The 12,178-nt window shown below is 42.2% G+C and carries 11 protein-coding genes; 4 read left to right on the plus strand and 7 right to left on the minus strand.

Annotated elements, in window-relative coordinates; translation table 11 throughout:
• Window positions 1–82: 82 nt before the first annotated feature.
• Window positions 83–1,237: an A/G-specific adenine glycosylase gene (gene mutY, locus HMPREF2918_RS03110; RefSeq protein ID WP_070594557.1), complete on the plus strand. Its 1,155-nt coding sequence runs from the start codon at window positions 83–85 to the stop codon at window positions 1,235–1,237.
• A gap of 26 nt (window positions 1,238–1,263) precedes the next feature.
• Here the strand turns inward: mutY and HMPREF2918_RS03115 are convergent, their stop codons facing one another.
• From HMPREF2918_RS03115 to HMPREF2918_RS03135, 5 genes are all read right to left on the minus strand, one after another.
• Window positions 1,264–1,611: a DUF6568 family protein gene (locus HMPREF2918_RS03115; RefSeq protein WP_070594558.1), complete on the minus strand. Its 348-nt coding sequence runs from the start codon at window positions 1,609–1,611 to the stop codon at window positions 1,264–1,266.
• Window positions 1,612–1,865: 254 nt separating this feature from the next.
• Window positions 1,866–3,581: a phospho-sugar mutase gene (locus tag HMPREF2918_RS03120; RefSeq protein WP_070594559.1), complete on the minus strand. Its 1,716-nt coding sequence runs from the start codon at window positions 3,579–3,581 to the stop codon at window positions 1,866–1,868.
• A 150-nt stretch (window positions 3,582–3,731) separates the two neighbouring features.
• Complete coding sequence (locus HMPREF2918_RS03125; RefSeq protein ID WP_070594560.1) at window positions 3,732–4,292, minus strand: ECF transporter S component; 561 nt, start codon at window positions 4,290–4,292, stop codon at window positions 3,732–3,734.
• Window positions 4,289–4,828 (minus strand): phosphopantothenoylcysteine decarboxylase, encoded by a 540-nt coding sequence (gene coaC / locus HMPREF2918_RS03130; protein WP_070594561.1) that lies wholly within the window; start codon window positions 4,826–4,828, stop codon window positions 4,289–4,291. Before coaC ends, HMPREF2918_RS03125 begins: the two co-directional genes overlap by 4 nt.
• Window positions 4,829–4,838: 10 nt before the next feature.
• Entirely contained in the window at window positions 4,839–5,516 is a 678-nt protein-coding gene (locus HMPREF2918_RS03135; protein ID WP_070594562.1) for a phosphopantothenate--cysteine ligase, read from the minus strand.
• A 175-nt stretch (window positions 5,517–5,691) separates the two neighbouring features.
• Here HMPREF2918_RS03135 and HMPREF2918_RS03140 point away from each other — a divergent pair, with 175 nt between their 5' ends.
• Complete coding sequence (locus HMPREF2918_RS03140; RefSeq protein WP_070594563.1) at window positions 5,692–7,362, plus strand: formate--tetrahydrofolate ligase; 1,671 nt, start codon at window positions 5,692–5,694, stop codon at window positions 7,360–7,362.
• A 68-nt stretch (window positions 7,363–7,430) separates the two neighbouring features.
• Here the strand turns inward: HMPREF2918_RS03140 and HMPREF2918_RS03145 are convergent, their stop codons facing one another.
• Complete coding sequence (locus tag HMPREF2918_RS03145; protein WP_070594564.1) at window positions 7,431–8,774, minus strand: MATE family efflux transporter; 1,344 nt, start codon at window positions 8,772–8,774, stop codon at window positions 7,431–7,433.
• A gap of 96 nt (window positions 8,775–8,870) precedes the next feature.
• On the opposite strand from HMPREF2918_RS03145, the gene HMPREF2918_RS03150 reads away from it, so the two are divergent.
• Window positions 8,871–9,425 (plus strand): GNAT family N-acetyltransferase, encoded by a 555-nt coding sequence (locus HMPREF2918_RS03150; protein WP_070594565.1) that lies wholly within the window; start codon window positions 8,871–8,873, stop codon window positions 9,423–9,425.
• A 185-nt stretch (window positions 9,426–9,610) separates the two neighbouring features.
• Here HMPREF2918_RS03150 and HMPREF2918_RS03155 read toward each other — a convergent pair whose 3' ends face one another.
• Window positions 9,611–10,639 carry a YdcF family protein gene (locus HMPREF2918_RS03155; protein ID WP_070594566.1) on the minus strand — a complete coding sequence of 343 codons (1,029 nt, stop codon included), beginning with the start codon at window positions 10,637–10,639 and terminating at the stop codon, window positions 9,611–9,613.
• A gap of 134 nt (window positions 10,640–10,773) precedes the next feature.
• On the opposite strand from HMPREF2918_RS03155, the gene brnQ reads away from it, so the two are divergent.
• A complete protein-coding gene (brnQ, locus tag HMPREF2918_RS03160; protein WP_070594567.1) occupies window positions 10,774–12,090 on the plus strand; it encodes a branched-chain amino acid transport system II carrier protein in 1,317 nt (438 codons plus the stop codon).
• The last annotated feature ends 88 nt before the right edge of the window (window positions 12,091–12,178 follow it).

A 12,178-nucleotide genomic window follows, 5' to 3' on the forward strand; every position in this document is an offset into this window, starting at 1 on the left:
GCTAGGACTTTTGTCCCAGCCTCTTTTTCTTTATAAAATCAGAATTTCTATACTCTAACTCATTCTGTGGTATACTAGGAATATGTTAGATGTAAAAGATTACGGGATTACCATGTGGGAGGAGGAAAAAATTGCTTCCTTCCGAGAAAAGTTATTAGCCTGGTATGATGCCCATAAACGGGATCTTCCCTGGAGAAGGACCCAGGATCCTTATAAAATTTGGATCTCAGAAATTATGCTCCAGCAGACACGTGTCGATACGGTGATTCCTTATTATGAACGTTTTTTAGACTGGTTTCCGACGGTCGCTGATTTGGCTCAAGCCCCTGAAGAAAAACTCTTAAAAGCTTGGGAAGGCTTGGGGTATTACTCACGTGTCCGCAATATGCAGAAAGCTGCCCAGCAGATAATGGAAAATCACGGAGGAGTGTTTCCATCAAGTTATGAGGAAATATCTAAACTCAAGGGAATTGGGCCTTATACAGCTGGTGCCATTGCTAGTATTGCCTTTGGATTACCAGAGCCAGCAGTGGATGGCAATGTCATGCGTGTTCTAGCTCGCTTGTTTGAGGTGGACTACGATATCGGAGTTCCAACCAATCGCAAGATTTTTCAAGCCATGATGGAAATCTTGATCGATCCGGCCCGGCCGGGTGATTTCAATCAGGCCTTGATGGATTTGGGCTCCGATATTGAGTCCCCAGTCAATCCACGTCCGGAAGAGAGTCCTGTTAAGGAATTTAGCGCGGCCTACCAACATGGGACCATGGATCGTTATCCCATTAAGGCTCCTAAAAAGAAACCGGTACCTGTCTATCTAACAGCCTTTATTATCAAGGATAGTCAAGGACGCTACTTGCTGGAGAAAAATGAGCGAGATGGGCTTTTATCAGGTTTCTGGCATTTCCCCTTGATCGAAGTGGATGGCCTATCTGAGAACCTAGGTCAATTATCTCTATTGGATGGGAAGGGGGAAGCAGAGAGTAACCCAGAAATTATTTCTTTTGAACAGGACTATGACTTGGCCATTGATTGGCAAGACAGATCGTATCCTATCGTTCAGCATATCTTTTCGCATCGCAAGTGGCAGGTTCAGATTCGATACGGCCTAGTAAAAGAAGGAGAGCAGCCAGCAAGTGAATCGACGGTTTGGATAACACCAGAAGAATTTTCCAATTATCCTTTTGCTAAAGCTCAGCAGAAGATTTGGACGACTTTTTCGGAAAATGAAAAATAGCTAGAGACTGATCTCTAGCTATTTTTTTATAAATGAGCGAATGCTTTGATTTCTTCTTCGGACATGGATGAGTCGCAACGAACAGTGACTTCACCGGATTCGACATGTAAAAATCCTGGGACAGTTGGGATACCGTAGGTTGAGCGGAAGGCTTGTAACGCATCTAGCTGACTTGGTTCTTCGCTATTGATAAAATAGATATGAGCTTTTGTTTCAGCTACGACAGTTGCTAACTTAGCAGCAAACTTCCGGCAGTAAGGACAAGTCTTGCGTCCGATAAAGAAGGTCGATGTTTCTTTTTGATCGATCGCTTCTTGCGCACGCGCGACAGTTGTGACTTCAAGATCTTTAATATCTTCTAAAAATTGTTCCATGAGATTACCTCGCTTTCTTCTATGTCTAGTATGCCATATTTTCTATAAAATCGCTGGTATTTGCTACGAAAGAAAGAGAGATTGGGACAGAAATCGGTTATTTGTTAGAATTCGATTTCGTCACACCTCCGCACAGTTGAGTAGGGCTGTAAAAGCTGATGAAATCAGCGTAGTAGAGCCCACTCAACCACTGCGTCTTGCTCGACAATCCAAAAATAATTGAGAGGCTAGGACTTTTGTCCCAGCCTCGTGTTTTAGCCTACAAAAGCATTGATTTCTGCTTCGATGTTCGCAATTTTTTCTTTAGCATCTGCTTCAGATTCACCAACTGTAGCGATGTAGAATTTGATTTTTGGTTCTGTACCTGAAGGACGAACGGCAAACCATGAATCATCAGCCAAGATGTATTTAAGAACGTTACTTGGAGGGGTTGTCAATTTTTCAACGCCGTCAGCAGTAGTAGCTGTTTGTTCCAAGAAGTCTTCTGTCTTAGCAATGTCTGTGTTGTTGAATTGTTTAGGAGCATTGCCACGGAATTTATCCATGATTTTCTTGATTTCAGCAGCTCCGTCAACACCTGAAAGGGTAACAGAGATGGTTTTTTCTGCGAAGTAACCGTATTGTTTGTAGATTTCTTCGATACCATCTGCCAAAGTCATACCACGTGAGCGGTAGTAAGCTGCGATTTCAGCAACGATAAGAACAGCTTGGATAGCGTCTTTGTCACGTACGAATGGTTTGATGAGGTAACCGAAGCTTTCTTCGAAACCAAGCATGTAAGTGTGGTTGTGTTGTGTTTCAAATTCATGAATCTTTTCACCGATAAATTTGAAACCAGTCAAGACGTTAAACATTGTTGCGCCGTAGCTTTCTGCAATCTTAGTTACCAACTCAGTTGATACGATGGATTTACAGAGCGCAGCATTGGCAGGAAGTGTACCAGCTGTTTTGTGAGCTTCAAGAATGTATTTAGCAATGATCGCTCCGATTTGGTTACCAGAAAGGTTGAGGTAAGAACCATCTGGTTGGCGGATTTCAACACCAAGGCGGTCAGCATCTGGGTCAGTTGCAACCAATACATCAGCGTCTACTTTGCGGCCAAGTTCTTCAGCAAGAGCAAAGGCAGCTTGGTTTTCAGGGTTTGGAGATTTAACAGTTGAGAAGTCAGCATCTGGAACAGCTTGAGCTTCAACAACTTGAACAGCTTCAAATCCAGCTTGGGCAAGAGCACGACGAGCCAACATTTCACCAGTACCATGAAGTGGAGTGTAGACAATCTTCATGTCGCGTCCGTATTCATTAATCAAGTCTTGGTTGATGTTTACGCCTTTCACTTCTTTCAAGTATTCAGCGTCGACATTTTCACCGATAACTTCGATGAGACCGCTAGCCTTGCTTTCCTCAAGGTCAGCTAATTGTACAGTGAAAGGATTTTCGATAGCACGGATGTAATCTGTCAATGCATCAGCATCTGCTGGAGGCATTTGTCCACCGTCTTCACCGTATACCTTATATCCGTTAAATGGAGCAGGGTTGTGGCTAGCGGTTACCATGATCCCAGCAAATGTGTGAAGATGACGAACAGCAAATGACAATTCCGGTGTTGGACGTAGGCTTTCAAATACATAAGATTTGATTCCGTGTGCAGCTAAAACTTGAGCAGATTCAAAAGCAAACTCAGGAGAGAAGTGACGGCTATCGTAAGCGATCGCAACTCCGCGTTTCTTCGCTTCCTCACCTTTTGAGTCGATCAATTGGGCCAATCCTTCAGTTGCTTGGCGAACAACATAGATATTAATACGGTTGGTACCAGCACCGATTAATCCACGCATACCAGCTGTACCGAATTCTAGGTTGGTATAGAAGGCATCTTCTTTTGTTTTTTCATCCATTGCGACCAACTCATCACGAAGGTAAGCTGGTAATTCAGCAAAGTTGAGCCATTTTTGGTAGTTTTCTTGATAGGTCATGCAAGCGTCTCCTTTTTGCTTATAATTTAATCGCTTACATTATAGCAAATTTTTTCAGAAAATTCTAGCGATAATTGTAAATCTTTTCAAAAAAATAGAGCTAATTCACCATCAAAAAAAGCCAAGATAAATTGGTCTTGGCTTGAAAGGTTATTTTAATTTTTCAAGAGATGGAACGACTGCACTGGTAATGAGTACTGTCGCAATGACTTCGATGAGTGAGTTAGTAGAGACAATCAAGCCAAGGAAATGTTGAATCCCCCCTCCAAAACTGTTGCCAAAGAAGAAGTAAATCCCGCTTAAAACGAAAACAGTATTGGTCATAGAGCCGACAATTCCAGCGATCATAAGTCCTGTACGATTGCGAATCCAGCGATAGACGAAGTAAGGGGTTACCCCAATGAGAATCCGAGGGACTATGGCAATGATAAGGGAGTAGAGATTCCCGTGAGGGACAAAGGGACTAAAGAGATAGCTGGCTGGTGTTATAACCAGGGTATTCATGGTGAGGCTAAAGAGTCCCATGAGGAGTCCTAGAATTGCTCCAGTTCGAGGTCCGTAGATGATAGAAGCGATCACGACAGGAATATGAACCAAGGTTGGTTGAATTCCTGATGGAACAAATTGCAAAACGAAGGACGTCACAAAGTGAATGGTGATCATCACCGCAAAAAAGATGGCAATTCGTGAAATAGAAGATGATTTTCTCATAAACAATTCTCCTTAACAGTTTCTACAATAGTTTCTACAGGCGCTAGAGCTCCAGCACCTTTGTCCCCACAAGCAAGAACAGCATCACGAGGTTGGATAATCTGGTAACCATAGTCTTGTAAGAGCTTTAGATTTCGTTGGGTAGCGGGATGTTCTAACATTTTTGTATTCATAGCAGGGGCCAGTAATTTTTTAGTCCTTTGAGGCAAGGCTAGAGCTGTGCTTGTGACCATATTATCTGCCAATCCCATAGCCAATTTAGCAATGGTATTGGCACTGGCCGGCGCTACAAGAAAGAGGTCAGTTTCTTTCCCAATGTCGATGTGCTCGATCCGCTGTGGATCGTCTTCAATCATAACATCAAGCCCCACTTGATTTTTTGAAAGAACTTGCAAGGTTAAAGGGGTGATAAATTTTTGGGCTGAAGGAGTCATGAGGACCTTCACTTCAAATCCCAATTTGGTTAGTTGGCTGGTAATATCAGCAGCCTTATAGGCGGAAATACTACCGGTAACCGCTAAAGTAATGTGTGTCATGTGTTCCTTTTTATTTGATATAACGTAGGATGGCCTCTGCGATTTCTGTTTTCGTAGAAGCTTCTAGGACCTGATCATCTGTCACTAGATAGGCTTGATGCTGACCGTTCTGAATCTTGGTCAGATCATTGGCAACGATCATGCTGGCATGATTTTTAACCAAGCTTTCACGCGCTACATGGATCAACTCTTCAGAAGAAACGTCGACTAAAAGCTTAAAGCCGATCAGTTGAATAGCAGGGTTCCATTCTTTGACGAGCGAGATAATCTTGGGATTTTTCTTTAGAAAGAGCACTTGGTATTCTTCTTTGGAAGAAATTTTCGGTTCCTGATTTTCGCGATGGATAAAGCTATGAAGGTCTTGAGCCTTCTCAACTTCCTCAAGGCCTGTCATGTAAACAGGTGTGTAGTCTGAGACTGCCATAGCGTGAATCAAAACCTGATGATGAGGGACTTCCGTTTTCATTTGTGCGAGTAGTTCTTCGACATTCTTGACCAATAGAAGACGTAGGTGTGGGTGAGGATCGGGTTTAAGCGCAGTAGGCGTTGTGATCAAGGTCACCTGATGTCCCTTTGTAAGAGCCATTTCTGCAAGGATTTTCCCTAGGCTCCCGGTGGAATGATTGGTGATCGAACGAACACTATCAATGGCTTCGCTCGTCCCGCCTGATGTAATTAAAATATGCATATGCTTATTTTACACTAAAAAGATACGTAAGTAAAGTTCTGAAGCTATTAGGATTAGCTATGTGTAGCCATAAAATTTAGATAAAAAACGAACGTTCGATTCAAAAGGTGGAAAAACCATGTCATTTTCGCGAATTTTAGGTATAATAGATCTATCAAATATAAAGGAGTCCCTTATGAAAACAGATATCGAAATTGCTCAAAGCATTGAACTCCAACCGATTGTGGACGTTGTTAAGAAAATCGGTTTGGTAGACGATGATCTTGAATTGTATGGAAAATACAAGGCGAAATTGAGCTTTGATAAGATTCGTGAAGTTGAGAAAAATCCAGTAGGAAAACTTATCTTAGTCACTGCGATCAACCCAACTCCAGCTGGAGAAGGGAAATCAACCATTACCATTGGTCTAGCAGATGCTTTGAATAAAATCGGTAAAAAAACCATGATTGCCATTCGCGAACCTTCTTTAGGTCCAGTTATGGGGATTAAAGGTGGTGCTGCTGGTGGTGGCTATGCCCAAGTTCTACCGATGGAAGACATCAACCTTCATTTCACAGGGGATATGCATGCGATCACAACGGCTAATAACGCTCTCTCAGCATTGATTGATAATCATTTGCACCAAGGAAATGAGATAGGAATTGACCAACGTCGGATTATCTGGAAACGGGTAGTGGACTTGAATGACCGCGCTCTTCGTCATGTTTCTGTCGGTCTTGGCGGTCCTTTAAATGGGATTCCGCGTGAAGACGGTTTTGATATTACCGTTGCTTCTGAGATCATGGCCATCCTTTGCTTGGCGACAGATATTGAAGATTTGAAACGTCGTTTGGCCAACATTGTAATTGGTTACCGTTATGATCGTAGTCCAGTTTATGTCCGTGATTTGGAAGTGGAAGGGGCTCTTGCCTTGATCCTCAAAGATGCGATTAAGCCAAACCTGGTTCAAACCATCTATGGAACGCCTGCCTTTGTTCACGGTGGTCCATTTGCCAATATTGCCCATGGATGTAACTCTGTATTAGCAACGACGACAGCTCTGCATTTAGCTGATTATACGATTACAGAAGCAGGTTTTGGGGCTGACCTTGGCGCTGAAAAATTCCTTGATATTAAAACTCCAAACTTGCCTACATCACCAGATGCAGTTGTGATTGTAGCGACTCTCCGTGCTCTTAAGATGAACGGCGGAGTAGCTAAGGATGCATTGACTGAAGAAAATGTAGAAGCTGTTCGTGCTGGTTTTGCCAACTTGAAACGCCACGTTGAAAACATCCGTAAGTTTGGCATTCCTGCAGTGGTTGCCATCAATGAATTTATCACCGATACAGAAGCAGAAATTGCTGCTTTGAAAGAATTGTGTGCTGAAATTGATGTTCCAGTTGAACTTGCGAGTGTATGGGCGAATGGTGCGGACGGTGGAGTTGAACTTGCTGAAACCTTGGTTAAGACCATTGAAACAAGTCCAGCTAACTACACACGCTTGTATGATAACAACCTTTCTGTTGAAGAAAAGATTGAAAAGATTGTTACAGAAATTTACCGCGGTACGAAGGTGAATTTTGAGAAGAAAGCCAAGACACAAATTGCCCAAATCGTGAAAAATGGTTGGGATAAGTTGCCAATCTGTATGGCCAAAACACAATATAGCTTTTCTGATAATCCAAATGCCTTGGGAGCTCCTGAAAACTTTGAAATCACTATCCGTGAAGTGGTTCCAAAATTGGGAGCAGGCTTTATTGTCGCTTTGACTGGGGATGTCATGACCATGCCTGGTTTACCAAAACGTCCAGCTGCTTTGAATATGGATGTGGCTGCTGATGGAACAGCCATCGGTTTGTTCTAATAGCTAGATATCTAAAAACAACTTCTGTTCAAATGAGCAGAAGTTGTTTTGGTCTTGTTAATCAATCATTATTCAGTAAGGAGTTGGTACCTGATTTTTCGATAGATTATGATGAGCTGTAGGGTCATGGGAATCCAGATAAGGGGTTCGCAGAGAATGACCCCCATGTAGCCGGTGTGAGGAATAATCCACAGAACGAAGAAAATTTTTCCAAACAATTCAATAAAACTGGATGTGAGTGGGGTTAATTTTTTACCCATTCCCTGTAGGGCATTTCTCAGGATGATGAGACTCGCCAAAATAGGATAAAAGCAAGAGCTGATCTGGAGATAAAGACTGGCATTTGCAATGAGATCAGGATTTGTCGAGCCGGAAATAAAGCTGGTTAAAGACGGACTTGTGAAGAATAGAAGAGCAGCAACCAAGACAGACCAAACCCAAGAAAGAAGGTTGGCAATGGTAACGCCTTTTTTGATCCGCTGGAATTGCTCTGCGCCAAAATTCTGCGAGATAAAGGTTGTGATACTTGAGGCGATAGCTGTAATCGGTAAAACGGCAAAGGACATGATACGACGGGCTGCGACCTGTGCACTGATAATGGTTGTTCCAAGCTGATTAATAGCGGATTGGAGGATAACCGTTCCAATCGAAACGATGGAAGTCATGAGGCCCATGGCAAGGCCCTGACTTAGCAGATCCTGATAAAGCTCCTTTTCCCAAACAAAATCCTTGCGATGCGGGAGCAGAAAAGGGACCTTCTTACGAATATAGAGAAGACAAAGAAGGGCCGAAATACCCTGGGCAATAATGGTCGCAATTCCAGCGGATTGGACTCCGAGATGGAGTTGGGTAATAAAATATAGATCGAGAAGAATATTGAGAATGGCAGCGATAATCAGGAAGTAGAGTGCCGCTAAGCTATCGCCAACCGCTCTAAGAAGTCCAGCGCAAAGATTATAGGCAAAGGTCACAGCCACACCATTGACAATAGTGGAGATATAGAGATAAGACTGAGACACAATTGCTGATGGGGTCCCTAAAAATTGGAGCAGGGGAAAAAGTCCGACAGCACCAATGAAGATCACGAAGAGACTGAGAATGCAACCAATAATAGCAGTTGCGGCGACTGATTTTCGTAATTGGTCTTCGTTTTTGGCTCCATAATTTCTCGCGATAATAATCCCCATCCCATTTCCAACACCGACAGCAAATCCAACAATCAAATCAAAAATAGCAGAGGTTGCCCCAATGGCGGCCAAAGATTTTTGACCTAAAAAACGCCCTACAATCATGACATCTGAGGTATTGTAGAGTTGTTGGAAGATATTGGATAAAAGAATAGGAAAGGCAAAACTCAAAAGAGCGGGTAAAATAGGACCATTTATGAGATCTACACGTTGAATTCTTTTCATAGTGTCATTATACCAACTTCAGTAACCAGCGACAAGCATCGGTAGTTGAATCCCCTTACATTTTTTGGTATAATCAGGGCAGAAAAGGAGGCTTTTATGAGCTTAACCAGCCAATTAATCACGGAAACGTTCCCAGATCTGGACAAGGTCGAGAGGCTGAATATCGAGGCATTTCCAGAAGAAGAGCGAGTTCCTTTGTCGGAATACCTGAGTTATACGGACAATGACGATGCTAATTTTTTTGCTTTTTATAACGAAGAAGAATTTGTAGGATTTGCTTTTTCTATCTATAATCAGAAAGTTTTTTATGTTAGCTTCTTTGCCATTATGCCCCACCTACGTAGCCACGGTTATGGTCAAGAAATCATTGAAAAATTGGTAGAATTTTACCAAAGAACCATGATTCTTGAAGTGGAACGTTTAGATGAAGAATGTGACAATCTAGAGCAACGTCAGTCTCGGATGGATTTCTATAAGCGTAATGGTTTTAAAACTGCCAATGCTTTTTTAGAATACGAAGGACTGAGCTTTGAAATTCTCTATCGGGGTGATCACTTTGACGAAGAGGCTTATCGCGATATTTTCCGTAAACTGCAGGAAGAAAATTATTTCGATTTCCGCATTAAATATAGACGCTTTAGTGACCACTAGACAAGAAAGAGGCTGGGACAAAAGTCCTAGCCTCTCAATTATTTTTGGTTTGTCGAGCAAGACGCAGTGGTTGAGCGAGCTCTACTACACTGGTTTCATCAGCTTTTACAGCCCTACTCAACTGTGCGGAGGTGTGACGACGAAATCGAATTCTAACGAATGACCAATTTCTGTCCCACTCTCTATTAGTTTAGATATTTAATGAAGAACTCAATCAGTTTCATGATTTGTGTAAAGAACCAAGGCAGAAATAGAAAAGCTAGGAAGGTAACATGCCATTTCCAATAAAGTGAAACCAAGCCAACGGTTTCTCGAATCCAAGCGGATGGGAGATAGTAAAAGGCTGTTCTTGAACCGATACTTCGACCAGGTATTTTCAATCGTCTCATAAAGACACCTGCACGGAGCGCGTGAAATGAATTGGTTACTACAAGGACTCGCTTGCCAAGCCCCTCTTTTTCAAGGAGACGCTTGCTAAAGGTCAGGTTTTCAAAAGTAGTACGAGAGCGATTCTCGATGAGAATGGCGTCCTCTGGAACCCCATGTTCCATTAAGTATCTGGCCATAGCTTCCGCCTCAGCGATCAGCTCATCTGACCCTTGACCACCAGAAACAATCAGCTTTGGTCGTCCCTCGAACTGCTCATAGATGGACTTTCCTTTCTCAAGACGTTGGGCCAAGAGTGGGGGAACCTTGTCTCCGATCAAACCTGAGCCAAGGATGATGATGGCGTCTGGCTCTTTGCGAACTGGAAAGAGATTGCAAAAAGTCCCATAGGATACATAAGAGAGGTAGAGAAAAGTCATGTAAAACAGGGCGAAGTCAGTCAGATAAATGAGGATGTCATTCCCTGGGAAATAGGGTAGAAAATGTAGTGCCAAAGCTCCGATAATAAACAGCCCATAGAGCAGAGAGAGGAGGTTGGCCAGCCTTTTTCCTTCAAAAGCCATCATTTGACGTCCGTTAAAAAGGAGAAAGATAGATGAGAAAATAATGCTGAGAAAAACGAGGATGGAAATCACCACAAAGACAATCATTGCAATTTGTTGATTAAACCATAACTCAGTTCGAACGACTAGTAAAAATGCAGAAATCAGTAGAAAAAGCCCCAAGTTTATCGAAAAGAGATAAGCATTGAAAAGCCTTCTGCGATCACTCATAAAGAACAATAAAAAGTTAAGAGCTGGAAATAACCAGAATAGATATAGATACATGTTTTGCCCCTCGTAAAATCTTACATCCATTGTACCATAATGACTGATAAAAATAGCGGATTGTTCATACAAATAAGTTGCATTCTTCAAATGAATTTGATAAAGTTAAGATTATCGTTTTTTAAGGAGATCGTATGTTACGAAAAGGTTCCCTGACAGGTTTATTACTGTTTGGTATTTTTTTTGGTGCTGGAAACCTGATTTTCCCACCGGCTCTTGGTGCTTTATCGGGTAATCAATTTTGGCCAGCTATTGCTGGGTTTGTCCTTTCAGGAGTGGGAATTGCCATTGTGACCTTGATTATCGGGACACTTAATCCCAAAGGATATATTGATGAGATTTCTCGTAAGATTTCACCTGTTTTCGCGATTGTATACTTAGTTGCGCTTTATCTTTCGATTGGTCCTTTCTTTGCTATTCCAAGAACGGCGACGGTATCTTTCGAAGTGGGGATAGCCCCCTTATTAGGTGGAATGAATGCCAGTTTAGCACTTTTCATTTTTACCCTGGTCTACTTTTTGCTAGCCTTTCTAATTGCTTTGAATCCATCTAAGATTCTAGATCGGATCGGTCGTATATTGACCCCGATCTTTGCGATTCTCATTTTGATCTTGGTCGTTCTTGGGGCTCTGAAATACAGTGGACATGCTCCAATGGTGGCCACAAAAGCCTATCAGGCATCTGCCTTTGGACAAGGATTTTTAGAGGGGTACAATACCTTGGATGCCTTGGCATCTGTTGCCTTTAGTGTGATCGCAGTGACGACCTTGAATCAACTTGGATTTTCAAGTAAGAGAGAATACATCAAGACTATTTGGTTGGTTGGAATTGTTGTAGCCCTTGGTTTTAGTGTGCTGTATATCGGTTTAGGATATCTGGGGAATCATTTTCCTATTCCAGCTTCTGTTATGGCATCTGATAGCAATAAAGGGGTGTATGTATTATCAGAAGCGACCAAAGCGATCTTTGGTCCGACTGCTCAGATTTTCCTAGCAGGAATGGTGACGGTAACTTGCTTTACCACAACTGCTGGTTTAATCGTCTCTACCAGTGAATTCTTCCATAGCACCTTCCCTAAGGTTTCTTACAAGGTCTATGCAAGTGTCTTCACTCTGATTGGTTTTGCGATTGCCAACCTTGGCTTGAATGCCATTATTGCCTTTTCATTGCCAGTCTTGATGATTCTTTACCCAATCACCATTACCATTGTATTGATTGTGATAGTGAATAAATTTGTGGCTCTTTCAAAACCAGGGATGCAATTGACTATTTTCTTGGCCAGCTTGGTCTCTCTTGCAAGTGTTCTGGCAAATACCTTTAAAATTTCGTTAGTAGAAAAGGGGATTGCTTTGCTTCCATTTGCGGCTCAATCTCTTCCATGGTTAGTGCCAGTAGTCATTGGGATTCTTTTATCGCTCGTATTACCAAATAAACAAACAGCAGAAGAATAAGTTATATTAGAAACTCTAAAGTTTTGTGCTTTAGAAATAGATTGAAGATAATATCCTCTTAGAAACTTTCCTTAGGTGAGTACGGACG

The sequence above is a fragment of the Streptococcus sp. HMSC065C01 genome (assembly GCF_001813525.1).
Taxonomy (GTDB): domain Bacteria; phylum Bacillota; class Bacilli; order Lactobacillales; family Streptococcaceae; genus Streptococcus; species Streptococcus parasanguinis_V.